At 56.5% G+C, this 24,644-nt stretch carries 20 protein-coding genes; 6 read left to right on the forward strand and 14 right to left on the reverse strand.

What is annotated here, in order from left to right; translation table 11 throughout:
• Window positions 1-118 precede the first annotated feature (118 nt).
• Complete coding sequence (locus tag EDC54_RS07680) at window positions 119-1,207, reverse strand: NADH:flavin oxidoreductase/NADH oxidase (RefSeq protein ID WP_132454833.1); 1,089 nt, start codon at window positions 1,205-1,207, stop codon at window positions 119-121.
• A gap of 86 nt (window positions 1,208-1,293) precedes the next feature.
• Between EDC54_RS07680 and EDC54_RS07685 the strand changes: the two genes are divergently transcribed.
• Window positions 1,294-1,599, forward strand: coding sequence for an ArsR/SmtB family transcription factor (locus EDC54_RS07685; protein ID WP_132454835.1), 306 nt, complete (start codon window positions 1,294-1,296; stop codon window positions 1,597-1,599).
• 87 nt (window positions 1,600-1,686) lie between these two features.
• On the opposite strand, the gene EDC54_RS07690 is transcribed toward EDC54_RS07685, so the two are convergent.
• A complete protein-coding gene (locus EDC54_RS07690) occupies window positions 1,687-3,153 on the reverse strand; it encodes a UbiD family decarboxylase (RefSeq protein WP_132454837.1) in 1,467 nt (488 codons plus the stop codon).
• A 293-nt stretch (window positions 3,154-3,446) separates the two neighbouring features.
• On the opposite strand from EDC54_RS07690, the gene EDC54_RS07695 reads away from it, so the two are divergent.
• Complete coding sequence (locus EDC54_RS07695) at window positions 3,447-3,911, forward strand: YehS family protein (protein WP_132454839.1); 465 nt, start codon at window positions 3,447-3,449, stop codon at window positions 3,909-3,911.
• Between the two features lie 88 nt (window positions 3,912-3,999).
• Here the strand turns inward: EDC54_RS07695 and EDC54_RS07700 are convergent, their stop codons facing one another.
• The 8 genes from EDC54_RS07700 to EDC54_RS07735 all read right to left on the reverse strand — a co-directional run bounded on the left by EDC54_RS07700 (window position 4,000) and on the right by EDC54_RS07735 (window position 17,623).
• The gene (locus EDC54_RS07700; protein WP_132454841.1) at window positions 4,000-4,920 is read right to left on the reverse strand and encodes an Rpn family recombination-promoting nuclease/putative transposase; all 921 of its coding nucleotides are present in this window, start codon (window positions 4,918-4,920) and stop codon (window positions 4,000-4,002) included.
• Between the two features lie 166 nt (window positions 4,921-5,086).
• Entirely contained in the window at window positions 5,087-5,920 is an 834-nt protein-coding gene (gene cobA, locus EDC54_RS07705; RefSeq protein WP_132454843.1) for a uroporphyrinogen-III C-methyltransferase, read from the reverse strand.
• Window positions 5,921-5,945: 25 nt separating this feature from the next.
• Window positions 5,946-8,654, reverse strand: a complete 2,709-nt coding sequence (locus EDC54_RS07710; protein ID WP_132454845.1) for a nitrate reductase — start codon at window positions 8,652-8,654, stop codon at window positions 5,946-5,948.
• A complete protein-coding gene (gene nirB / locus EDC54_RS07715; protein ID WP_380895448.1) occupies window positions 8,651-12,835 on the reverse strand; it encodes a nitrite reductase large subunit NirB in 4,185 nt (1,394 codons plus the stop codon). Before nirB ends, EDC54_RS07710 begins: the two co-directional genes overlap by 4 nt.
• Window positions 12,836-12,851: 16 nt before the next feature.
• The gene (locus EDC54_RS07720) at window positions 12,852-13,646 is read right to left on the reverse strand and encodes an ABC transporter ATP-binding protein (RefSeq protein ID WP_132454847.1); all 795 of its coding nucleotides are present in this window, start codon (window positions 13,644-13,646) and stop codon (window positions 12,852-12,854) included.
• 10 nt (window positions 13,647-13,656) lie between these two features.
• Window positions 13,657-14,571, reverse strand: a complete 915-nt coding sequence (gene ntrB, locus EDC54_RS07725; RefSeq protein ID WP_132455152.1) for a nitrate ABC transporter permease — start codon at window positions 14,569-14,571, stop codon at window positions 13,657-13,659.
• A 12-nt stretch (window positions 14,572-14,583) separates the two neighbouring features.
• Window positions 14,584-15,843 carry a CmpA/NrtA family ABC transporter substrate-binding protein gene (locus EDC54_RS07730; RefSeq protein WP_132454849.1) on the reverse strand — a complete coding sequence of 420 codons (1,260 nt, stop codon included), beginning with the start codon at window positions 15,841-15,843 and terminating at the stop codon, window positions 14,584-14,586.
• Between the two features lie 490 nt (window positions 15,844-16,333).
• Window positions 16,334-17,623: a nitrate regulatory protein gene (locus tag EDC54_RS07735; RefSeq protein WP_132454851.1), complete on the reverse strand. Its 1,290-nt coding sequence runs from the start codon at window positions 17,621-17,623 to the stop codon at window positions 16,334-16,336.
• A gap of 137 nt (window positions 17,624-17,760) precedes the next feature.
• On the opposite strand from EDC54_RS07735, the gene EDC54_RS07740 reads away from it, so the two are divergent.
• On the forward strand, window positions 17,761-18,126 hold the full coding sequence (locus EDC54_RS07740) for a YidH family protein (RefSeq protein WP_132454853.1): 366 nt from the start codon (window positions 17,761-17,763) through the stop codon (window positions 18,124-18,126).
• A gap of 3 nt (window positions 18,127-18,129) precedes the next feature.
• A complete protein-coding gene (locus EDC54_RS07745; protein WP_132454855.1) occupies window positions 18,130-18,456 on the forward strand; it encodes a DUF202 domain-containing protein in 327 nt (108 codons plus the stop codon).
• A 48-nt stretch (window positions 18,457-18,504) separates the two neighbouring features.
• Here the strand turns inward: EDC54_RS07745 and fdhE are convergent, their stop codons facing one another.
• From fdhE to EDC54_RS07765, 4 genes are all read right to left on the reverse strand, one after another.
• On the reverse strand, window positions 18,505-19,434 hold the full coding sequence (gene fdhE, locus EDC54_RS07750; RefSeq protein WP_132454857.1) for a formate dehydrogenase accessory protein FdhE: 930 nt from the start codon (window positions 19,432-19,434) through the stop codon (window positions 18,505-18,507).
• Between the two features lie 352 nt (window positions 19,435-19,786).
• Complete coding sequence (locus tag EDC54_RS07755) at window positions 19,787-20,530, reverse strand: glutamine amidotransferase (protein ID WP_132454859.1); 744 nt, start codon at window positions 20,528-20,530, stop codon at window positions 19,787-19,789.
• Window positions 20,531-20,653: 123 nt separating this feature from the next.
• A complete protein-coding gene (locus EDC54_RS07760; RefSeq protein WP_196238442.1) occupies window positions 20,654-21,130 on the reverse strand; it encodes a YlaC family protein in 477 nt (158 codons plus the stop codon).
• A gap of 247 nt (window positions 21,131-21,377) precedes the next feature.
• Window positions 21,378-22,970, reverse strand: a complete 1,593-nt coding sequence (locus EDC54_RS07765) for an ABC-F family ATPase (protein ID WP_132454863.1) — start codon at window positions 22,968-22,970, stop codon at window positions 21,378-21,380.
• 114 nt (window positions 22,971-23,084) lie between these two features.
• On the opposite strand from EDC54_RS07765, the gene EDC54_RS07770 reads away from it, so the two are divergent.
• A complete protein-coding gene (locus EDC54_RS07770; protein WP_132454865.1) occupies window positions 23,085-24,008 on the forward strand; it encodes a PhzF family phenazine biosynthesis protein in 924 nt (307 codons plus the stop codon).
• The gene (locus tag EDC54_RS07775) at window positions 23,977-24,522 is read left to right on the forward strand and encodes a GNAT family N-acetyltransferase (protein WP_132454867.1); all 546 of its coding nucleotides are present in this window, start codon (window positions 23,977-23,979) and stop codon (window positions 24,520-24,522) included. Before EDC54_RS07770 ends, EDC54_RS07775 begins: the two co-directional genes overlap by 32 nt.
• Window positions 24,523-24,644 lie beyond the last annotated feature (122 nt).

Below are 24,644 nucleotides of genomic sequence, written 5' to 3' on the forward strand. Positions count from 1 at the left end.
GGGCGCCCTAAGGCGGCGTCATATCAATTCCACAGAGATATTTCGCCGCTTATCGTGCGCGAAATCCTACTGTTTTTATCTTGATGCACCTAACGTCCTCACAGATATTTATCAGTAATTAATAGCGTTCCAACCAGTGGGCATACGGCGCTGGCAGCGTCCATGAGGCCCGTTCGATGCCCAGTTCGCGTGCCGCCTGATAGCTCCAGTGCGGGTTCGCCAGATGCGCTTTACCCACCATCACTACATCCAACTGGCCCGACGCCACGGCCTGTTCAGCCAGCTCAGGCGTACCGAAGCCCCAGGCAGAGGAAACAGGCAGATCGGCCTGCTCGCGCACCTGTTGAGCAATCGGTCCCATAAAGGCAGGCGCCCACGGAATGTTGGCTTCCGGCGTGGAAAAACCGATGCTGACGCTGAGCATATCTAGCCCTGCGGCTTTAAAGCGGCGCGTCAGCTCAATGGATTCCTGCAGGGTTTCTTCATCCCGACCGTCAAATTCAATCACGCCGAAACGCGCGGTCAGCGGCAGGTGCTGCGGCCATACGTCGCGAACGGCAGCCAGCGTTTCCAACAGAAAACGGCTGCGATTATCAAAACTGCCGCCGTACTGGTCGTTACGCTTGTTGGAGTGAACGGAGAAGAAGCTCTGTGCCAGATAGCCGTGAGCAAAGTGCAGCTCCAGCCATTCAAACCCGGCCTCCAACGCGCGGCGAGCGGCTGCGACAAAATCATCCCGCACGCGAGCAATATCTTCCAGCGTCATTTCCTGCGGCTGTTTAGGCAGATTTGCACCGAACGGCTCTGCGGAAGGGGCAATCGTCTGCCAGCCACGCGGATCGCCGGCAGGGATGTGATCGTCGCCTTCCCAGGGAATGTTGGCACTGGCTTTACGTCCGGCGTGGGCAATCTGAATACCCGGTACTGCGCCCGCAGCTTTGATGGATTTGGCTACGTTGGCAAACGCCTGCGCCTGCTCATCGTTCCAAATACCGGCGCAGTGCGGCGTGATGCGGCCTTCGGGGGCGACAGCCGTCGCTTCCACGATAACCAACCCGGCACCACCGCGCGCCAGCGAGGCATAATGCACCTGATGCCACTCGTTGATCAGGCCATCATGTGCGGAATAGGTACACATCGGTGGAACAGCAATGCGGTTGCGTAGCGTAATGTCTTTTAGTTTGAAGGGTTGAAACAGTGCGGACATATTTTTCCTACCTTGTCTGTTTACTTCGATATTTCGATATTATTCGAATAATGGATTTCAGACAACCCTGACGCTATAATTCGTTTATGCGACCTTTTAAACACCCTGCCCCCGAAGATTTTGTACTTGAGCGCGTTCTGTACGCCTTGAGCGACCCGTTACGCATGGCGATCGTGCGCCGACTGGCCTTGCACGGAGAAGCAACGTGCAGCGAACTTGATGGCGGTCGACCCAAATCCAGCGTCTCTCATCACTTCCGGGTGCTGCGTGATTCGGGACTGCTGCATACCAGCAACAGCGGTACGACACACATTAATCGATTGCGCTATCGCGAAATGCAGCAGCGTTTTCCCGGCTTACTCGACGCGGTCCTGTCTCAATCTGCGGAATAACGGCACGTCTGAATCAGAAGCAGTGCGGATGTTCGCGTCAGATCTCCGGGCACAATCCGGGTCATCGGACGTGCCGCGGAAAACACATTATTCCGCATCCCATAAATGAATGACTCGCTCCCGTATCTCCTGAGGATACGCCCCTTCGAACGAACTGTGTTTTTGACGCCCCTGGCCCGGTGCAGGCAACAGACAATCATGGGCGACCCGTTCCCCCGTTCGGGCGTGGCGTTCTTCGTCCGTATAACACGCGATGATCGGCAGAACAGGGCCGATACTGGTAATGCAGCGTTTTGTTGGGTGACAGCGCGTCGCGACGGCCCATAAATAATCCTTCGGTTGTGTCGGATCAATGTCATCATCTAATACATAGATGACGGGGCAAAGCAGGCCAAACTTGGTATTCCAGATAATCTGGGCGATATTATCGGTGAACGCCTCACTACTGACGCCGGGCAGTTTATCTCGCCAGTCGGCTTGCACCGTCACAAATAACCAATGATTGGCGGTTTCCAGTGGCGACCAGACATGGGCCACGGGTAGACCCGCTTCCTGAAGCAATGAAAGCGCTTCTGCGCTGAGCGCAACGGCAACCGTCGTGTGGTATTCATCGATCGGACGACCTTCAGGAATAAACGGCCATATCGCGCCATCACGATAAGTAATGCACTCCACATGATAAACCGGCTGCAAACTTTTTTCCGTCACCACATAACCGGGATATTCCCCAAATGGCCCTTCTTCAGCTTCCCGCTCAATTGAGACATGTCCTTCAATAACAATTTCCGCACTAGCGGGAACGTCAAGATCCACGGTTTCACAGCTCACCACCTCTATCGCTTCACCAAAATGCCCCCCCAGATAATCGGATTCGTTAACATATTCATCAAGCGGCATTGAAGATACGATGGGAAGCGCGGGTTCAGCTCCCTGCACGACGGCAAAAGGCATTGGCTTGCCAATTTTCCGCCAGGCCTCCCACACGGTGTTAATATGCTGCGGATGCATGAAAAGCCCCGTCATACGGTGTGCATCTAATTTTTGGATACGGGCAATGGACCAGTTTGTCCATTTGCCGTCAGGCGTTTTAACAACTATCGTGCCCCAGGTGTTGCAGTAAGGCCCGCCGTCCCCGTCATGAAGATAAGGAATAGGAAACAGGTCGAGGCTGGCCTCTTTTCCATGGAGGATATGTTGTTTGCACGGCGCGTTGGCAACAAGACGGGGAGGAATGGGTGTGGCGTGCTTGGATGCAGCCAGACATTCAACGATATCCAACCATGACGCATCAGCAGATAAACCGACGGACAGCGCAACGCGCGCGGCGGGTTTACCGGGTACAGAACTGAGCGCCGCGGGCCCCCCCATCGCCCTCATTCCACGGGATGTACCACGGATATGATTAAATAAAGGTGCCGGGGCGTGGAGATCGTAACCCCGCCTGGCGATGGCAGCCATCTCAAGGTGCGGATCCACCTCACGGTCGATCGTGCGAATGTCACCTAACTTAGCAAGAATATCAATATATTGACGAAGATCTTTAATTCGTTCCATAAATTCACCTCGTAAAAAATTCACTATTATTTAACGATCGTCTTCATTCCCTGATAAAAAAATCATTCTCAATACCGCTCTAAAATTTCGTACCGACTCTATTTATATACCACTTTCGGCAAGTTATCCTCATCATTACCCCGGTTAATGGGCTGGGGAAAACAGTCAGAACGATACACTCAGATACACACTAAAAGTGACGTTCGCTCATCACGCGATCGTTTCTGCATTTCTCCGCCGTTCCCTTTATACTACTGCGCCATACGAAGACGAACGGCGAGAAAACTCCGGTAATGATGAATAACGATGTCCTGCGCAGCGTGCGCTATATGCTGAATTTGAATAATGACCACCTGCTGAAGATCCTGGCGCTGGTGGAGATGACAGTCCCTCCCCAGCAGTTGGCGAGCTACGTCAAAAAAGAGGGCGAAGAAGGCTATCAACCTTGCCCGGACATCGTAATGAGTTATTTCCTGAATGGACTGATTCTGCAAAAACGCGGCAAAGATGAAAACCAGCCTGCGCCACAGTTTGAACGCAAGATGACCAACAATATTATCCTGAAAAAGCTGCGCGTTGCCTTTTCACTCAAAACGGATGATATTCAGGCGATCCTGCTGGCACAAAATTTTCGTATTTCAGTGCCGGAAGTGACTGCGATGATGCGCGCGCCTGACCACAAAAACTATCGCGCCTGCGGCGATCAGGTGATCCGCTACTTTCTGAAAGGGCTGACCGCGCGGGTACGTAAAGGCTAAAATCTCTCCGTTAAAGGCAAGATTAGAGCGTTGCCAGACTGGCCTTGCCCCGTAACAGGCAGTAGCAACGCTCGATTTTTAGCATATATCAATGCTGTGTTTCATGTAGGACAGCCGTTATCAGTTGCTCAAGCTCTTCGTTTTCAATCTGAGTGACCTGCTGCACGCTGTTCTTATCCATCCCCGTTAGCAATAAATTACGGGCGATCTGCCTGGCACTGTTTTTCATCCCCTGTTCTAATCCTTGCTGAATACCCTCGTCGAATCCCATTTTTTTCAATTGTTCTGCAATCGTCATAATGTCCTCCTGACCGGTTGATAGCGGAGCAGCCAGTGCGTCAATGAAGTCTGCGGGTTTGGATGTGCTTCCCGTTTGCGCAATATAGAATAGTATCGCTCGGCGCTGCGTCAGCGGTACCGACCAGCGTTCAAATAATAACCCAATTTCTCGCGCCAACTCCAGCATATCGCGGGTTCGAATATGTTTTTGCACTAACTCCAACAACGCTATCCGTCGGTGCGTTCGAATTTCATCATCCGGCATGACGGTTAAATCTACCAGCGGGAAAGACTGTTCATATAGCGTTTGCGCCAATACAGGATCGGCGAAACTGTCCAACCACCGTAGACTGTAAGGATAAGGCCGCGATCTGCCGTGGTAAAACAGCAGCGGCACCACCAATGGTAAACGATCGTGTCCTTGATCCAGATGTTGTTGCATGGCGGCCAGACAATAACGCAGCAGCCGAAAAGCCATCTGCTTTTCCGGGCGACTTTGATGTTCAATCACACAGTAAATGTATCCTTTACCCGCTGTGGTGTACAGTGAGTACAACACGTCCGATATTCGCGCGCGCAGTTTTTCATCGATAAACGACGCGGACTCCAGTTGCAGCGTGCTGAAATCACATCGCTGACGAATTTTATCCGGCAGATGAATAGTCAGAAAATCCCGGGCAACTGCGATGTCGCTCAGAAACTGCTTGAAGATCGCATCGTGCGATGGCATCTCGCTCCCTTCCTTGTCAGACACTGGCTAAAAATTCAGTAGGGAAGATAACGGGGATGCGATATCAAAACAGAAAACATGATAGGAAGTGGAAAGCGCCTCGAAGAAAAACACGTTTTTTCACATTCAAAATGAGGCGCTCACCATAGAAAGGAATCTGTTGCCGTCAGGCGGCTTCATGCTTTTCCATCGCCAACCGCGCAGATGTGGCCTCAACGTGTAACGCAGGATGGCGGCAGAAACGCACGACGTCACCGACCACCAGCAGGCTGGGCGACTGTGGCTGATAGCGCGCCAACAATGCTGGTAAGGTCGCCAGCGTCGCGGTCAATAGTCGCTGCTCCGGCTGGGTGCCGCGTTCGATAATCGCGATCGGCGTCTGCGCCGACAGCCCGTGCTCTATCAGGCGCTGGCACAGACGACGGCTGTGGCTGAGTCCCATATAAAACACCAGCGTTTGCTGGTTGTCCGCCAGCGTCGGCCAGTCTAACTGTGGTTCGCCGTCACGCGCGTAGCCGGTCACAAAACGTACCGACTGCGCGCAGGCGCGGTGCGTCAGCGGTAAGCCGACAGCTGCCGCACAGCCTGTCGCGGCGGTAATGCCGGGCACCACATGGCAGACGATCCCCGCCTGCTGAGCGTAGTCCATCTCCTCACCGCCGCGTCCGAAAACGAAGGGATCGCCGCCTTTGAGACGGATCACCCGCTGCCCAGCCTGCGCCAGTTCGACCAACAGCTGATTGATTTTTTCCTGTGACAGACGGTGGCAACCGCGCGTTTTCCCGACGTCGATGCACAGCGCCTGCTCCGGCACCAGATCCATAATCTCCGCCGACACCAGCCGATCGTAGACCACCACATCCGCCTGCTGGATTGCCCGCAGCGCCTTCAGCGTCAGTAATTCTGCATCACCCGGTCCCGCGCCCACCAGCCAGATTTCACCGCCGAGTACGGGCTGACGCCGCTGACCCCGCGCCACTATTGATTGTGTCGTCATCATGTCACACCTCATTACGCCGTGGCGCTCAACCTGTTTTTTTCAGTTCATTGACCGTTATTGGGACATGCTGACTCAATAACGCCTTCAGTTCGGGAATACAGGAACCGCAGTTGGTGCCACATTTCAGTGCGCCGCCTAATGCAGCAACGCTGTGACACCCTTTGCGGATCGCATCGACAATGGTCGCTTCGCCGACGCTATAGCAACTGCAAATCGTCGTGCCCTGCTTCATCTGTCCCTGCGGTGCCTGCCCCGCCAGCAGCGCATGCCGCTCGTGCGATAGCTGGGGCGGCGTGATAAACGCCTGATGCACCGCATCGCTGTCGATACGCAGCGCCTGCGCACTGACATAGCAGGCCAGCACCACGCGCCCTTCGCGCCAGCCAATCAGGTGGAATACGCCTTTGCCCTGCGCGGTCTGGCACTGCATATTTTCCAGCCCGTAGCGTTCAGCCAGCCACGCCTGCCAGTCGTCTACCGGCGTGCGGTCGGCAAACAGATACTGCGTTACGCCATCATGGGGCACTTTGCTCCAGTAGGTCACGGGCGGCGGCAGAACATCGTGATCGGGCGAGGGGGTAAGCGGTGGTGACATCGGTTCGTCGGCTAGAAATAGCGTTGCCTGCCAAGCGGTATGCCAGGGTTGGATTCGTACCCGGCTGTGTTTACTCTCCGGCTGGCCGGAATGGGGATCGGTCACAGGCGCGACTAAACTATCAACCCGCGCCTGCGCGCTGAACTGCTGATTCCAGTGCATCGGCACAAACACACTGCCGCGCGCCTGCCCGGCATCAAGCCTTGCCCGCGCCAGCATCCAGCCGTGCGCCGACGACAGACGCACCAGATCGCCCGCCTGAATATCGTGCGTCTGCGCATCCTGCGGATGCAGCTCACAATAAGGTTCGCTGATATGCCGCATCAGTCGGGCGGCTTTACCGGTACGCGTCATAGTGTGCCACTGATCGCGGATGCGTCCGGTGTTCAGCACCAGCGGATACGCCATGCTCCATGGGCTTTGCGGCAGCGACGGGGCAACCGCCACCAGACGCGCTTTGCCATCCGCATGCCAGAATCGCCCATCGTCCCCCAGTCGGGCACGGCCATGCGGGAATGCCGTATTCACCGGCCACTGTATCGGTTCCAACTGCTGCCACTGCTCGTTGCTGAGCATCGCCAGCCCGCTGATATCAAACGCACGGCTGCCGTTATTCTCAAACCCCGACAGCGCCGCATGTTCACGAAAGATTTCCGCCGGATGCTGATACGCAAATGCGTCGGCAAATCCCATGCGCTGCGCCACCTGACTTAACATCCACCAGTCGGCTTTGGCCTCCCCCGGCGCAGGCAGAAAGGCGCGCTGGCGCGATAACCGGCGTTCTGAATTGGTCACCGTGCCGTCTTTCTCCCCCCAGCCTAAGGCGGGGAGTAAGATATCAGCCGTTTCTGCGGTATCGGTATGGCGCATCACCTCGGAGACGATCACCAGCGGGCAGCGCTCCAGCGCCTGTTTCACCCGGTCGGCGTCCGGCATCGACACCACCGGGTTGGTGCCCATAATCCACACCGCTTTAACATCACCGCGCTCAACGGCGCGAAACAGATCTACCGCATTCAGGCCGGGCTGCGTCGCCACATTATCGCTCTGCCAGAAGCGTCCAACCCTCTCGATATCCTGTGGCGTAAACCCCATATGGCTGGCAAGCTGATTGGCTAAGCCGCCAACCTCCCGTCCCCCCATCGCATTGGGCTGTCCGGTTATCGAAAAGGGACCACTACCGGGTAGACCGATTTTTCCGCTCAGCAGATGCGCATTGATGATGGCGTTGCATTTGTCGCTGCCCGAAGACGATTGATTAACGCCCTGCGAATAAAGCGTGACCACCTTTTCGCTGGTGCTGAACAGGTGATAGAAACGCCTGATATCAGCCTCATTCAACTGGCAGAAATCCGCCACCTGCGCCACCGACCATACCTGTGCTGACTGTAATGCCTCCTCCACGCCGGAAAAACGCTCAGCTGATTCGATGATATCGACCCGCGAGTGCTGCGCAATCCACTGTAGCAGGCCGTTAAACAGCCCCGCATCGCTGCCGGGTTGCAGCGGTAAATGCAGATCGGCGGTATCGCAGGTTGCGGTACGGCGCGGATCGACCACCACCACCCGCATCTGCGGCCGCTGCTGTTTCGCCTGTACCAAGCGTTGATACACCACCGGATGCGCCCAGGCGGTATTAGACCCTACCAGCACCACCACGTCCGCCTGCTCGATATCCTCATAGCTACAGGGAACGGCATCCGCCCCCAGCCCGCGCTTGTAGCCGATCACCGCCGACGCCATGCACAGCCGCGAATTGGTATCCATATTGGCGACGCCAATAAAGCCCTTCATCAGCTTGTTGGCAACGTAGTAATCTTCCGTCAACAGCTGGCCTGAACCATAAAACGCCACCGACTGCGGGCCGTGCTGCTGTATGGTTGCCAGCAGCTGTTCGGCCACCGTATCAAGCGCCTGCTCCCAGCTCACACGACGCCCTTCTACCAGCGGCCACAGCAATCTGCCTTTCAGATCCAGCGTATCTCCCAGTGCGGAACCTTTGACACACAGCCGCCCCCAATTCGCCGGGTGCGCCGGATCGCCGCCGATCTTTACCGCACCCTGCTCGTCGCGTTCCGCCAGCACGCCACAGCCGACGCCACAGTAAGGGCAGGTGGTCCGACAGACGCGCGCGTTCATGATGCTTTCGCCATATCAGTTTCTGCCAGACCAACGCGTGCAGGCACGGCCAGTGGTTGACGGCATACCCAGATCTCACCGTCTTCCACGCGCACAGGCCAGACGCGCACAGACAGCACGTGGTCGTCTGGACTCACTCCGTCCCGCAGCCTGAAGCGTTTCTTATACAGCGGGGAAATCACCACCGGTTCGCCCGCGACATCGCCGATCAACCCACGCGACAACACATTCGCCCCACTGCCCGGTTCATGGTTTTCCAACGCGTACACCAGTTGCTCGCAGCCCGGCAGGTGGAACAGTGCGATCTGCTGCTGTCCAAGACGCGCCGCCATACCGGCATGACGCGGAATATCGTCCAGCATCGCCACCCGTATCCACTCGGCTTCCTGTACGGCGGGTTTCAGGGCAACCGGTTCCGGCGCTGCCGCCTTCTCACCATCCTGCGCCGGACGAATCTGCCCTCGCTCCGGCACCATCACTACCGCTTCATCCGGGTTATCGCTGTTGAGGAAACCACGGAACAGCGCCAGACGTTCCGGGCTTTCGAGCGTGGTTTGCCATTCGCACTGGTAGGCATCCACCACGCGCTGCATCTCTTTATCCAACTCTTCACCGATATTCAGGCTGTCTTCCAGAATCACCTGACGCAGATAATCAATACCGCCTTCCAGATTTTCCATCCAGGTACTGGTGCGCTGGAGACGGTCGCCGGTGCGGATATAGAACATCAAGACCCGATCGATGGTGCGCAGCAGGGTTTCCGTATCCAGATCGCTGGCGAAGAGATCCGCATGGCGCGGTTTCATACCGCCGTTGCCGCACACGTAAAGGTTCCAGCCTTTATCAGTGGCAATCACGCCGATATCTTTGCTCTGCGCTTCTGCACACTCGCGGGTACAGCCGGACACCGCCATTTTGATCTTATGCGGTGAACGCAACCCTTTGTAACGGTGCTCCAGTTGGATCGCCAGTCCGGTGGAATCCTGCACGCCGTAGCGGCACCAGGTCGACCCCACGCAGGATTTCACGGTACGCAGCGATTTACCGTAGGCATGACCGGTTTCAAATCCGGCGTCAATCAGCTCGCGCCAAATCGCCGGAAGCTGTTCCAGCCGTGCGCCGAAGAGGTCCACCCGCTGGCCGCCAGTAATTTTGGTGTACAGGTTATAGCGCTGCGCCACCTGACCGATGGCAATCAGTCCTGCCGGCGTAATTTCCCCTGCCGGAACGCGCGGCACCACGGAGTACGTGCCGTCTTTTTGGATGTTGGCGAAGAAACGGTCATTAGTATCCTGCAACGGCAGGTGCTGGGGTTGCAGCAGATACTCATTCCAGCAGGACGCCAGCATCGACCCCACCAGCGGTTTACACACTTCGCAGCCCAGGCCGTGACCGTAGCGTTCAAGCAGGCTGTCGAACGAGCGGATCTCATGCACGCGGATCAGGTGATACAGTTCCTGACGCGAATAGGCAAAGTGCTCGCAAATGTCCTTCTTCACTTCGACACCCAGCTGCGTCAGTTCATACTCCATCACCTGTTTAAGCAACGGTACACAGCCGCCGCACCCCGTTCCCGCCTTGGTGCAGGTTTTCAGCGCACCCAGTTCGCCGCAGCCCCCCGCCACCGCAGCCGAAATATCGCCTTTGCTGACGTTATGGCACGAACAGATCTGTGCGCTGGCAGGCAAGGCCGCCACGCCCAGCCCTTTCGGCGCATCGCCGGAACGCACCGGTAAAATCAGTTCTTCCGGCTGTGTGGGCAACGGCATATCGTTGAGCATCATTTGCAGTAGCGTGCTGTAATCGCGGCTGTCGCCAATCAATACCGCCCCCAGTAAACGCTTGCCGTCGGCAGACACGACGATTTTCTTGTAGATCTCGTTCGGACCGTCCGTCCACTGATAGCTTTGGCTCCCCGCCGTGCGACCGTGCGCATCGCCAATCGAAGCGACTTCAACGCCCAGCAGCTTCAGTTTGGTACTCATATCTGCGCCGGTAAACGGCGTGTCGCACTGCGCCAGCGTATCGGCCACGCTGCGCGCCATCTGATAGCCCGGCGCTACCAGCCCGAAAATCTGCCCTTTCCACAACGCACATTCGCCGATGGCGAAAATTGCGTCATCCGACGTCCGGCAATGGTCGTCAATCACGATGCCGCCGCGCGGCCCTTTCTCTAAATCACAGCTATCCGCCAGTTTGTCTCGCGGACGGATCCCGGCGGAAAATAGCACCAAATCGGTTTCCAGCACGCTGCCGTCGGCAAAACAGAGGCGATGCAACGCCTGCTCGCCGTCGGTGATTTCCCGCGTTTCTTTGCTGACATGAATCTGTACCCCCAGCGCTTCAATCTTGCGCCGCAACATGGCCGCCCCGCTTTCATCCAGTTGAACCGCCATCAGACGCGGCGCAAACTCCACCACGTGGGTATCCAGCCCCAGTTGACGCAGGGCGTTTGCGGCTTCCAGCCCCAGCAAACCGCCGCCGATTACCACGCCGGATTTAGCCTTTTTCGCCTGTGCGGCAATCGCGTCCAGATCGTCCAGCGTGCGGTACACCAGACAGCCGGGGCGCGTATTGCCGGAAATCGGCGGAACAAACGCATAAGAGCCCGTCGCCAGCACCAGCTTGTCGTAGGCGGTTTCCCGGCCCTGCGCATCACATACACATTGACGTTCCCGATCGATCGCCACGATTTCGCTGGCGCTGCGCAGTTCAATGCCGCTTTCGGCAAAAAAGCCGTCTTTTACCAACGACAGCGACGCGGCGCTGCGGCCGGAAAAATACTCGGAGAGATGAACGCGATCATAGGCTTCATGGCGCTCTTCGCCAAAGACGACGATGTGGTAATGCCGATGCAGGTCACGCTCAACCAGCTGTTCAAGAAAATAGTGGCCGACCATACCGTGGCCGACGACCACCAAAATAGGTTTGCTCATGACAGGGATCCTTACAGCGTCAGGCTGTGAGTCAGAATCGGGAGAGGAAAGACCGAAAAGCAGCGAGGCAGGCGGCTCGTCTTCCGTTGCGCTACCCAGCGCGGCCAGCAGATGCTGGCTGTCGTCGGTGTCGCCATACAGCAGGACACCGCTCAGCCGACCATCGCGCAGGAGCAGACGACGGTAGTGCGGCGTCTGTGGATCAAACAGGGTGTACACCTCATCATCCGGCGCCACGTGAATATCGCCGCCGCTGACCACGCCAATTCCCGTGACTTTCAGCCGCGTCGCTGCCTGTTCGTGCTGATAGTCTTGCGGCGCGTGTCCGGCAAGGCGCTGCGCCACCAGCGCGGCATGGGTGAAACACGGGGCAACCAGCCCGAAGGTTTCGCCATTGAGTTCACAACATTCGCCGATTGCGCTGATATACGGGTCGGCAGTTTGCAACTGTCCGTCCACCAGCACGCCGCGGTTACAGGGTAAGCCGCAGTCGCGCGCCAACTGGCTGACGGGGATCACGCCCGCGGTCACCACCACCAACCCGGCCGGAATCGTGCGCCCATCAGCCAGTGCGACAGCCGTTACGCCTTTTTCATCGCCGTGCAGCGCGAGTACCTGCACATCGGTCTCACAGGCAATACCACGAGCACGCAGGCTGTCGCACAGCAGGTTGCTTGCCGTGGCATCCAGTTGACGCTCCATGAGAATCGGGACGCGATGCAGCAACGTGACATCGGCACCGCGCCGTTTCAGCGCGGCCGCCGCTTCAATGCCAAGCAGCCCCCCGCCAATCACCACCGCAGGGACGGACTGGCGGATCGTCGCTAACATCAGCTCGACATCATCCAACGTGCGGAAGCCGCACACGCCCGCCAGATCGATACCCGGCATCGGCGGCATAAACGGCGTGGAACCTGTCGCCAGCACCAGATGATCGTAATGTAGTTGCCGTTGCGTCGTTGTCACCTCACGCTGTTGGCGATCGATATGAAGTACCCGTTCACCCAGCAGATAATTGACTGGCAACGCCGCGTCATCATCGATAGCTGCAGGCGTCAGCAGGGTATCCGAAAACGCCTTTTCGCCGCTCAATACCGGCGACAGCAGGATGCGGTTATAGCTGGCGCGCGGTTCATCGCCAATCACAGTGATGCTGTAGCGCGTCGCGGCCAGTTGCCGTAACACATCGACGAATCGCGCGCTCGCCATCCCGTTGCCAATCACAATCAGATGCGGTTTCATCATGGTTCCGGTCTCGCGGTCAGGCGGCTTTAGGCTGTTTTTCATATAAGAAATGCAGTACCTGCTGGCGGTAATGGTGATAGCGCGGATCGTCAGCCAGCACGACGCGCGAGCGCGGACGTTCCAGCTCGACCGTCATGATTTCCCCCACCGTCGCCGCCGGGCCGTTGGTCATCATCAGCACGCGATCCGACAGCAGCACCGCTTCGTCGACGTCGTGGGTAATCAACACAATCGTGGTGTGCAAACGCTGCTGAATCTCCATCACCGCGTTCTGAAGGTGCGCACGGGTCAGCGCATCCAGCGCGCCGAAGGGTTCATCCATCAGCAACACTTTCGGCTTCATGGCCAGCGCACGGGCAATACCCACGCGCTGCTTCATCCCGCCGGAGATCTCATTGGGCCGCTTGTTCAGCGCGTGCCCCATATGCACCAGTTCCAGATTGTGGGTAATCCATTCGTGCATCTCGTGCTTGTTCATCTGCCCGCGAAACACCTGACGCACCGCCAGCGCGACGTTTTCGTAGGTGGTCAGCCACGGCAGCAGAGAATGGTTCTGAAAGACCACGCCGCGCTCCGGCCCCGGCCCGTCGATTTCACGGTTGTCACACAGTAGGCCGCCGCTGCTCGGCAGCGTCAGACCGGCAATCAGGTTCAATAATGTGGATTTGCCGCAGCCGGAATGACCGATCAGGCTGATCGTCTCGCCGGCATAAATATCGAAACTCACCTGATCCAGCGCCAGAAACTCACCGCTGGCGGTGTTGAAACGCTGGCTCACCTGCTGCACTTGAATAATCGGTATGGTACGCATCGTTGGCTCCTTAGCGATCGTCATAGCTGAAGCGGTTAGCAATCCACATCAGTCCCTGCTCAAACAGCAGACCGATCACGCCAATCACCACGATAGCGATGATGATGTTTTCCACATTCAGGTTGTTCCATTCATTCCAAATCCAGAAACCGATACCGACGCCGCCGGTCAGCATTTCAGCCGCCACAATCACCAGCCAGGCGACGCCAATCGACAGACGCACACCGGTCAAGACGTTCGGCAGCACCGCCGGCAGCAGAATTTTGCGCATGATGGTGAACTCAGAGAGTTTCAATACCCGCGCCACGTTCAGATAATCCTGCGGGATGCGGCGCACGCCTTCGGCGGTATTGAGGATCATCGGCCAGATGGAGCAGATAAAAATAGTCCAACTGGATGCCGGTTCCGCGCGCTGGAACAGCAGCAGTCCGATAGGCAGCCATGCCAGCGGGCTGACCGGACGCAGCAGCGAAATAATCGGGTTGAGCATGCCCGCCAGAAAAGTAAAACGACCAATCAGGAAGCCCGCTGGAATGCCGACCAGCGCCGCCAGTCCGAAGCCAATACCCACGCGTTGCAGCGAGGCCAAGACGTTCCAGCCGATACCCTGATCGTTCGGTCCGGCGATGTAAAACGGATCGGCAAAGAGACTGAGCGCCGCAAGCCAGGTCGTCCACGGCGTCGGAAAGTTTTCGCTGTTGAGCGCGGCAATCTGCCAGACCGTCACCAGCAGCCCCAGCCCCAGTAGCGCGGGGAAAAGCGCCAGAGACAGCTTACGCAGCAGCGGGCGGTAGGCGAAAGCAGGCGCTGTCGCGGCGTTTTCCGGCGTCGCCGGTTTGGTTGGCAGCGGCATAATTTCAGCGCTGTGCGCGGTTTCCGGTGCGCGTTCCGCAGCAAGCGGAATGATTTGAGCCTGGTTTTTCATCATCAACCTCACTTATTTCTTCACGCTGAAACTGTTGGCATAACCCGCCGGATCGCTGCCATCCCAGCGACGACCATCAATGAGTACGCTGCTGCGCATGTCGCTGCCGGGCAATGGCACGTTTCCTACGGCCTCGGCCGCCTGTTTGTAGATATCGATGCGGTTAACTTGCTTCGCGACGGCCAGATAGTCCGGCTCTTCGGTGAGCAAGCCCCAGCGTTTATGCTGGGTGAGGAACCACATACCATCGGACAGATACGGGTAGTTCACGGAACCGTCGTGGAAGAAACGCATCGCGTGCTCGTCTTGCCAGCTTTTCCCCAGCCCGTTTTCGTACTGGCCCAGCATGCGACCGACGATGGTCTCTTCTTTGGCATTGATGTACGCCCGTCCAGAGATGACGCCCGCCGTCTCGCGACGATGGTCGTCGGCGGCATCAATCCAGCGTGACGCATCAAGGATCGCGGCAGTCAGCGCGCGGGCGCTGTTCGGATTGGCCTTCACCCAGTCGGCGCGGGTGCCCAGCACTTTTTCCGGGTGATCCGGCCAGATATCCTGCGAGGTGGCGGCGGTAAAGCCGATTTTTTCGCTGATGGCGCGCTGGTTCCAGGGCTCGCCGACGCAGTAGCCCACCATGTTGCCAATCTTCATGTTCATCACCATCTGCGGCGGCGGCACCACCACGGTGCGCACGTCGTTCAGCGGATGGATCCCGGCGGAAGCCAGCCAGTAATAGAGCCACATGGCATGCGTACCGGTCGGGAAGGTTTGCGCGAAGGTGTAGGTGCCCGCCGGATTGGCGGCGATGTATTTTTGCAGCGCCGCAAGATCGGTGACGTTGGCGTCACGCAGTTGGTTTGCCAGCGTGATCCCCTGTCCGTTCTGGTTAAGCGTCATCAGCGCCGCCATGTTGCTCTGCGCCCCGGACAGGCCCATTTGCAGGCCGTACAGTTGGCCGTATAAAATATGTGCGGCATCCAGCTCGCCCGACACCAACTTGTCGCGTACCGCCGCCCAACTGGCCTCTTTGCTGGGCACGATGGTAATGCCGTATTTCTTATCGAAACCTTTTACGGCCGCCATCACCACCGAGGCGCAGTCCGTCAACGGGATAAAACCGACCCGGATTTCTTTTTTCTCCGGCGCATCGGAACCCGCGGCCCAGACGCTATTCATCAACCCTGGCAACATCAGACTGCCGCCCAGCGCCGCACTCCCCAGCAGAAACTGGCGGCGAGAGACGGTCATGCTTTTGGTTTTGGAATCACTCATCAACGACACCCTTGCGCAAAACGCCTTTTCAGGCGGTAAAAAAACAAAAACGGCGTCCACAAGCCCATGCAGAATCTGCACGCTTATGGACGCCGTTGTCCGATTAACACCTTCCGCACCGCCGTTGGCCCGAAACGCGTTATGAATGTTTGGTTTTTGCTAATGAGTTAAAGCAAGGTTTGTGCCAGATGTCACAGTTTTGCAAACCTTCCCTTCTCAGGGGCGGTTTCTTAATCACCTGTCTATACAGGTTCGGAGATATTTTCGTGCGCCATACCGCCACCCTTTTATGCAATACCGTACACGCGCCCGACGCAGGGCGCTCAAGCGCCCCGTGTCGTGCGTGTGCTACAACGTAGCATAGAAATAGCGATCTTTGTACGCACGAAACCACTTCACACCGTCAGTGACTCAGCTATTTTCGCACTCACAAGACGACGTCTTGCACCGCCAGCAAGCAAAACACGCACAGTTCATGTGCGCATACCCCTTAAGGGGTATCCCCGAATACGTCTGCTACCGCCAGCATTGCCGTTGCGATGTCAATCAGCTTTTTATTCTGGTTCATCGCCATGCGGCGCAGGGTTTTGTAAGCCTCTTCTTCGCTTAACCCACGGTGCTGCATCAGTAAGCCCTTCGCACGATCGATCTGTTTTCTTTCATTCAACGTGGCGCGCAGCGCGGTCAATTCATGGTCCAGCGTCTGTAAACGCCGCGACTGTTGTTGCACCAACGACAGCAGCGACCGTCCCAGTTGAGGACTGACGCCATCGCTATGCAGCCAGCCGGGCGCTGAGTTCTGCCCTTCCACGTCATGACCGGCGATAAAGATCGAATAGCCGGGATCATCCCTCTCCTGTTGCGCCATCAGCGCGTCGAGATCCGCCCGCTGATCGCTGCACGCCTTCTCCGTAGCCGCAATACGGGTACGGCAGCGCTGCATCAACGTCTGCTCCAGTTCGTCTTCGATCTGCTTCATTTCATCAATGCGCCGTGTCGCGATCGCAAACCAGTGCAGGCTATCGGCCTCCGAGAGCTTTTCTATCGCGCGGCGGGTGCACACAATGCGGCGCAGGCGCTCAAATTCACTGTCGACCGCGATCGCGCGCCAGCGCTGCTGGTTGTCTTCATCGCTAAAACTGAGAAAGGTATCGAAACAACGTTCCTGCCGCTCAATCAAATCCAGCAGCTTTTGCCGGGTGTCCTCATCGACGCTGCCCGCCGCATAAGCCGCCGCACCAATAGCCCGCTCCTGCCCCGCCAGTTCTTTACCCTGCATAAAACTGAACATGGCAATCAGCGTGCGGGAAATACCCGGATCGGCCGCCGTATCGGATACTTCAAAAACCAACGCCAGCAGGTTACGGACAATATCGTTGAAAAATGTCATCGCCTGTGGCTGAGGCAGTAAGCGCTGCCGGATCCGCTGACGCAGCGCGGGCAGCAGGCTCAGCGCATAGACCACGCTGGCGACACGGCTGAACAGACGGCTTGCCTGCGGTAATTCCGCCGTCATTTTTTCCAACTCTGCCAGATGCAGCATCAAGTGCGCCTGCGCCGCCTGCACGTCTTTCTCACGCAGCGCCAGTTCATCGGCGAAGAAGCGGCCATCAGAACAAAGGTACAGATTGGCCGTTCCCCGTTCACGCTGTAACAGATGCACAAGCTGGCTGATCTTGCCGACCAGCTCACCGCTTTGCAGCAGGTAACGCAGGCTGTTCAGCTCACACTGGCGCGAGGCAAGTAAAAATCGAATGGTGGTTGATGGTTCCACGCCCATTGCCGTCTCCCCTGAAAATACTTACCGGAGATATGCAATTCTCACGCCTGAAAAGCCCGTCGTTCTGTTAAAATAGCATCACGCGACCCAAAACCGGCGCGACGATTTACGCCCTCGCGCTGAAAATAGATGACGACATGACAACGCCCAGACAAGATAAAACCCCATGGTGGAAGCAGGGGAAAACCCCGGACTACCGTTTTTCATTAGCGAATGAGCGCACTTTTCTGGCGTGGATACGCACCGCGCTGGCGTTTCTTGCCGGTGCGATCGGCATCGATCAATTCACGGTTCATCTCGCCCCGTTGGTGCGTCAGGGATTAGCGCTACTGCTGGTGGTCTGTGCGGCGCTGCTGGGTGGTCTGGCCTATCGCCGCTGGGTCAGTAATGAAAAAGCGATGCGAAAGGAAAGCGATATCCCGTACACGCCGATGTTGCCAATTGTGACGCTGCTGATCACCCTGATCGCCAGCGCGCTCGCCGCCGTGATCCTGTTCGGGTAGCGTATGGATACGAGACGCGACCCGGGGCTACAACCGCAGCGAACCGGTATGGCCTGGACACGAACCCTGTTTGTGATGCTGATAAACAGCCTGCTGTGCTTCCACTTAAGTATGGTAGACAACAGCCGCACGGTATTTGCCTGCGCCATTCTGCTGCTGTGCGTATCCGTCCTGATGTCGTTACAGGCGATGCGGCGGCATCATTTTAACGCTCATGACCGACAGGTGCTGTCAGGCGCCAACTGCGGGCTGATCGCGCTCGTCTCGTCATCAATAGTGATTACCGCGCTGGTATTATTGCTGCATTTCAGCGGCATCTGGCGGGAATAAAGACATAAAGAAACGGTGAGGTGCGAATGCGCCTCACCGATTGGGAAATTATTCGATCGAACTTTCCGGGAACAGAAACGGGTTGATGCTACTGCGGGAAAAACCTTCTTCCTCCATTTTCACATCCAATACCAGCGACGCCAGATCGTCGGCGACAGCCTCCACATGGTGATCTTTTTCCTGATACAACAGCTTCAGGTAGGTGCCGCAGTGGTCGCAGCTTTCCGCTTTAATCGCCGCATTTTCACTATCCAGCGACCAGTAATTCAGCGCGCTCGACTCCTCGCAATTACTGCATTTCACCCGCACCATATGCCATTCGCTCTCGCACAGATTACAGTGCAGATAGCGCAACCCGCTGGACGTGCCTAACTGCACCACGCCGGATACCGGAATACTGCCGCATACCGGGCAGAACTGGCGGTGTTCGCCGGGTACGGCGCGCGCTTTGCCGGGCAGCAGGCTCGCCATTTGCGCCCAGTACAAAGATAGCGCTGCCCAGATAAACGGAGCTTTATCATTGTTCTCGGCACGGAACTCGTGGTGCAGCAGCGCGGTCGCCTGCTCTTCCAGTTCCTGTTCTGAGGCTTTTTCCAAATTCTCCAGCGTAGCTAACACCTGCCCGCTGGCATCCGGTTTCATTTCTTCTATCAGCGCATGCAGCAGCGTGTGCCAGTGCGCATCACGCGGGAATACCGCGATATCGAGCGGCGGCCGTTCGCCGGACGGTTTCAGTACGTCGCTGAGATCGCGCTGCAACGGATGATCGTGCAAGACCTTCTGCTGGGCCTCCACCACGCTGGCGGCGAAGGTGAGGTAATCCCCCAGCGGGTGATCCGCCGCTAACTGGCGCAGGCGCTCCGCGCGACTGCTGTACAGACTTTTCAGATTGGCAAAAAGCAGCGGAGGGATGTGCCCTTCCTGCATCGATTTTTCATTCTGTTCTAGCTGTTCCTGAGGAACAATACGAATACTCATCAGGGTGATTTTTCCTGTTGTTTACGTGGTCTGTCCGGTAGATTTCGGGGCAGGAAGACAGCCTGTGCTGGGTCCGAAAGATAGCGGCTATCGTTCACCTTTGACGGAAATTATACGTGTCATACGTACCCACTTTCTGATTTCCGGCAATGTTATAGCGGTTTTTCGCCATCAATCCCGACGCTCTCCCGCGATTGCGGCAAACAGTAGCAGAAAAACCGTCAGCATCGCCACACCCACAAAGGGGAAACCGGTTTAGACACCCGCCGCTGTGCCGCTCGCGACGCGCCTCCATTCATTGGATGCCTTAAAGCGCAAGCAACGATCGTACTGCGGCTGATGTCACCCTCTATCAGTCCGCCGCACAGGACGATTTGGCGGCGTAGCGCTGCACAAAATCCAGCAGGATCTTGCGCGCCCAGAGGGGCTCCTGCGCAATGTCCATCATCCGGTCGACATCCCAGCCGCCTTGTCGCAGCGCCGTTTCATTATGACGCAGGCACGCCTGCATGATGTCGGCATTGAATTCCGGATGAAATTGTACGGTCAGCACGCGGTCGCTGTAGCGGATAATCTGGCAGCCATCCATTTCTGAACTCGCCAGCACTTGCGCCCCCACGGGCGGTTCCAGTACCGATTGCTGGTGGGTCAGATAAGCGCCGAACCGTTGCGGATAATCGCGCAGCAACGCATCCTGTGCCGCGGCCTCATGGGTTGTCACGATCTGAACGCCGACTTCCTTGCCGTTCGGGTTATCCCCCACTTTGCCCCCCAGCGCATCAGCCAGCAGTTGGTGACCATAACACACGCCCAACATGGGGATATCGGCATCAAACGCTGAACGTAGCCAATCTGCGGTATATTCGCTCCAATCCAGGCGCTCCGTGACCATCGACCACGACCCGGAAATGATCACCGCCGCTAGCCGTTCAAACGTCGGCAGAGATTCGCCAAGATAGGGGCGGACGATCTGCACCGGCAGCGTTTTCCCCTGTACCGCATCGACAAACCACTTCCCTTGCTGCCCAACCTGAGAGGCAATGCCTTCCGGCGGTTGACCCAGTTGGATCACCAGTAATACCTTTTCGTCCTTCATGCTGTTTCGCCCGTCGTGTTAGAAATGACAAGAATCAAGAATAAAGTGGCTGACAACGTTCGTCGAGCAGCGCAATAAAGAGATCGCAATGCCGATGACGCGAACCAATACCTGTATCACCGGCTAGGCGGAGGGGGGCTGACGATACGCCAGCGAGAAGACGTCATAAAAGTCAACATCGCCTTTTGTGCGCTGAATCTTTTCTATCCCGGTTTTCACGGCGGGCGGCACCTGCTCGTTGCGTAGCAGCTTATCCAGCGTGTCCTGCGACACATGGCGGATCGTAAACCACTCGCCGTTATAGCAAACGCGTAAATCCAGCGCATCGATATCTTCAAAGCGATATTTCGGGTTGATATCGATTGAGAGCGCCAACGCCATCACCAGCAGAAAGACGGTAAAACCGATCAGATAAGGCCAGCCAAAATAAGGGGAATAAAGCAGAATCATCGCCACCGGCACATAACTAATCAGCATCGCAGCAAACAGATAAGGATGCGACTGCATGAATTTGCGGCTGAAACGTATTCTATTATCGCGTTTTTCTTCCTGATTAATACGTTCGATCTCTTCTGTCAGAAGGCGTTTTACTTCATCCATTATCATCACCGTCACGCGGATTAAACCCGTTGTATTTTAACAAAAATACAACACAATTGGCGTCGATTAAAACACAGTTACGTAAAAGATGACAGACAGCGTTTTCAACCACCATTTACCTAACGGGGAAGCGGGTAACGGGGGAATGGACTGAACAAGGTCGGCAGGACCAAGACCGGGTTAGTGAACCCAGGAGAGGCGCGGCACACAATACAATCGCGGCCTCATCAGAGGCCGCATCGTCGAATTACTGAATTCCCTGACTGCGCAGGTAATCTTCATAGTTACCGGTGAAGTCCACCACCTTTTTCGGCGTGATCTCCAGAATACGCGTCGCCAGCGAGCTGACAAACTCGCGGTCATGAGAGACGAAGAACAGCGTCCCTTCATACATTTCCAGCGCCATATTCAGTGATTCGATGGATTCCATATCCAGGTGGTTCGTCGGTTCGTCCATCACCAGAATATTAGGGCGCTGCATCATCAGCTTACCAAACAACATCCGGCCTTTTTCTCCACCGGATAACACCTTTACCTTCTTCTTGATGTCATCCTGACTGAACAGCAGGCGACCAAGCACGCTACGCACCGCCTGCTCGTCATCTTTTTCCTGCTTCCACTGGCTCATCCAGTCGAAAACCGTCAGCGTCTCATCGAATTCATATTCATGATCCTGCGCGTAATAGCCGATTTTGGCGTTTTCAGACCATTTCACGCTACCACTGTCCGGCTGAAGGTCGCCCACCAGCGTTTTCAACAGCGTCGATTTACCGATACCGTTCGTCCCCAGAATGGCCACTTTCTCACCGACTTCGACCATCAGGTTCAGTTTGCTGAAAAGGGGGCCGTTATCAAACCCTTTCGTCAGCGCTTCCACCTCCAGCGCATTACGGAACAGTTTCTTATCCTGCTCAAAGCGAATGAACGGATTCTGACGGCTGGAGGCTTTCACTTCTTCCAACTGGATTTTATCAATTTGACGGGCGCGCGATGTCGCCTGTTTGGACTTGGAGGCGTTGGCGCTAAAGCGGCTGACGAAAGATTGCAGCTCGGAAATCTGTGCTTTTTTCTTGGCATTATCCGCCAGCAGACGTTCACGCGCCTGCGTCGCCGCCGTCATATATTCATCATAGTTGCCGGGGTAAAGCCGCAGCTCGCCGTAGTCCAGATCCGCCATATGCGTGCAGACCATATTCAGGAAGTGGCGGTCATGCGAAATGATGATCATCGTGCTGTTGCGTTCGTTCAGCACCTGCTCCAGCCAGCGAATGGTATCGATATCCAGGTTGTTGGTCGGTTCGTCAAGTAACAGAATATCCGGATCGGCAAACAGCGCCTGCGCCAGCAATACACGCAGTTTCCAGCCGGGCGCCACTTCGCTCATCGGGCCATAATGCTGCTCCACCGGAATACCGACGCCGAGCAGCAGTTCGCCAGCGCGTGATTCCGCGCTGTACCCATCCATCTCACCATACTGCACTTCAAGGTCGGCAACTTTATAGCCGTCCTCTTCGCTCATTTCCGGCAGCCCGTAAATACGGTCACGCTCTTCTTTTACCGCCCACAGTTCGGCATGCCCCATGATCACGGTGTCCAGTACGCTATATTGTTCAAAAGCGAACTGATCCTGACGCAGCTTGCCCAGACGCTCATTGGGATCAAGAAACACATTCCCGGCAGTGGGCGTCAGGTCGCCGCCGAGAATTTTCATAAACGTAGATTTACCGCAGCCATTGGCGCCAATCAGACCGTAACGGTTGCCGCTGCCAAATTTAACGGAAATGTTTTCGAACAATGGCTTACTGCCGAACTGCATGGTGATATTGTTGGTACTTAACACAGCACTTACTCAAGTCGGAATGTGATTTGGCGCGCATTATGCCATAAGCGCGCGATAGGATCGCGGTTAGTTTTGAGCAATATTTAATCACAGGACATTTGGGAGAGAATGCGGATGCCTATTGTACGACGTTTTAAACAGGTCGATGTGTTCACCCAGCAGCCTTGCAAGGGGAATCCCCTTGCCGTCATTATGGAGGCAAAGAGGCTGACGGAGGGACAGATGCAAGATATCGCCCGCTGGACGAACCTATCGGAAACCGCATTTGTCTTGCCTGCGACCAATCCGCTGGCCGATTATCATGTGCGCATATTCACGCCGGAATCGGAACTTCCCTTCGCCGGACACCCGACGCTGGGAACGGCGCATGCTCTGCTGGAAGACGGCTTACGCCCAAAAAACGCGAGACAGATTGTGCAACAGTGCGGCATAGGTCTGGTGCCCATCAACATCAGTAAGAGTGATGGACTGGCCTTTCACGCGCCGCAGGCTACGATCGTTCCGCTCGAAAACCAGCACATCCCGCTGTTGGAAAAAACCATCGGTTCTGGCCAAATCGACCTGCGCTACGCGCCCGCTGCCGTTCACATGGGCATTCGCTGGCTGGTTGTGCGCGTAGACAGTGCCGATGCCTGCCTGAACATCGTGGCGGATGCGCAGGCCCTGACGGCGTTACAAACCGCCAGCCAGACTCAGGGTATCGCGATTTATGGCCCCCACCCCGACGCAATCCCTGCCGACTACGAAATTCGGGCGCTGTACATTGAACGCGGCGCGTTAAAAGAGGATCCGGTTACCGGCAGCGCCAATGCCTGTCTGGCCGCACTCTTGCGCCAGCAACACGCCCTTCCGGCGCTGACCCGGTTAGGTTATCGCGTCCGGCAAGGCACCGTACTGCAACGCGATGGCCGTATTACCGTGACGTACCTGAATGACGAACCCTGGATCGGCGGCCACAGCGTCACGATCGTTGAGGGTAGCATGCAACTCCAGACTGGAAACGCTGATGGAAACTCGATTGATGAATGCGATGTATGAATTACATCACCAGCCTCATTTACGACTGACGATACAGGAGGAAAGCGACGCTGATGCCCTTTTCGCCCTGATCCAACAGGAAAAACCGCGTCTGCGCCGCACGTTACCCTGGCCAGATTCCGTCAAAACCCTTGATAACACGCGTGAAAACATTCGCGCCAACAGGGACGGTTTCTTCGCCGGAACGACGGCCGTGTACATCGTCCGCTGGGACAAGGCACTGGCGGGCATCGTCTCCTTCAATACCCTTCAGCATCAGGAAGGCATTATCGGGTATTGGCTTGCCGAAGCCTTTGAAGGAAAAGGCATCGCGTCCCTGGCCGTCAGGACGATGACTACCGCCTATACCCATGCGGCCCTGATTAAACGCTGCGTCATCAGGGCTTCAGTCGCCAACGCACGTAGCAACGCATTAGCGCAACGGCTCAATTTCCGGCTTCACCATACTGAAAAGCAGGCAGAACGCATTGGCGAAACGCTTTTCGATCAAAACGTTTATTACTCTCCCGCCTGATATCCCCCGGTGGTTTCGCCTGCCTGATGCGCCAACGCTCCCGACGCACGTCAGTTTTTTATCCTGCACGCCAGACCGTTTTGTATGCTGCAACATTTTTGTGATATCAGTCACAAAAATGT

The organism is Samsonia erythrinae (genome assembly GCF_004342665.1).
GTDB classification, from domain to species: Bacteria; Pseudomonadota; Gammaproteobacteria; order Enterobacterales; family Enterobacteriaceae; genus Samsonia; species Samsonia erythrinae.

Coding starts and splice junctions, on each gene's coding strand:
- EDC54_RS07740 (WP_132454853.1), top strand. CDS start 17,761: ATGACAACGCCCAGACAAGATAAAACCCCATGGTGGAAGCAGGGGAAA.
- EDC54_RS07720 (WP_132454847.1), bottom strand. CDS start 13,646: ATGCGTACCATACCGATTATTCAAGTGCAGCAGGTGAGCCAGCGTTTC.
- EDC54_RS07710 (WP_132454845.1), bottom strand. CDS start 8,654: ATGAACGCGCGCGTCTGTCGGACCACCTGCCCTTACTGTGGCGTCGGC.
- nirB (WP_380895448.1), bottom strand. CDS start 12,835: ATGATGAAACCGCATCTGATTGTGATTGGCAACGGGATGGCGAGCGCG.
- fdhE (WP_132454857.1), bottom strand. CDS start 19,434: ATGAGTATTCGTATTGTTCCTCAGGAACAGCTAGAACAGAATGAAAAA.
- cobA (WP_132454843.1), bottom strand. CDS start 5,920: ATGATGACGACACAATCAATAGTGGCGCGGGGTCAGCGGCGTCAGCCC.
- EDC54_RS07695 (WP_132454839.1), top strand. CDS start 3,447: ATGATGAATAACGATGTCCTGCGCAGCGTGCGCTATATGCTGAATTTG.
- EDC54_RS07735 (WP_132454851.1), bottom strand. CDS start 17,623: ATGGGCGTGGAACCATCAACCACCATTCGATTTTTACTTGCCTCGCGC.
- EDC54_RS07680 (WP_132454833.1), bottom strand. CDS start 1,207: ATGTCCGCACTGTTTCAACCCTTCAAACTAAAAGACATTACGCTACGC.
- ntrB (WP_132455152.1), bottom strand. CDS start 14,571: ATGAAAAACCAGGCTCAAATCATTCCGCTTGCTGCGGAACGCGCACCG.
- EDC54_RS07730 (WP_132454849.1), bottom strand. CDS start 15,843: ATGAGTGATTCCAAAACCAAAAGCATGACCGTCTCTCGCCGCCAGTTT.
- EDC54_RS07755 (WP_132454859.1), bottom strand. CDS start 20,530: ATGAAGGACGAAAAGGTATTACTGGTGATCCAACTGGGTCAACCGCCG.
- EDC54_RS07775 (WP_132454867.1), top strand. CDS start 23,977: ATGGAAACTCGATTGATGAATGCGATGTATGAATTACATCACCAGCCT.
- EDC54_RS07700 (WP_132454841.1), bottom strand. CDS start 4,920: ATGCCATCGCACGATGCGATCTTCAAGCAGTTTCTGAGCGACATCGCA.
- EDC54_RS07745 (WP_132454855.1), top strand. CDS start 18,130: ATGGATACGAGACGCGACCCGGGGCTACAACCGCAGCGAACCGGTATG.
- EDC54_RS07685 (WP_132454835.1), top strand. CDS start 1,294: ATGCGACCTTTTAAACACCCTGCCCCCGAAGATTTTGTACTTGAGCGC.
- EDC54_RS07690 (WP_132454837.1), bottom strand. CDS start 3,153: ATGGAACGAATTAAAGATCTTCGTCAATATATTGATATTCTTGCTAAG.
- EDC54_RS07770 (WP_132454865.1), top strand. CDS start 23,085: ATGCCTATTGTACGACGTTTTAAACAGGTCGATGTGTTCACCCAGCAG.
- EDC54_RS07760 (WP_196238442.1), bottom strand. CDS start 21,130: ATGGATGAAGTAAAACGCCTTCTGACAGAAGAGATCGAACGTATTAAT.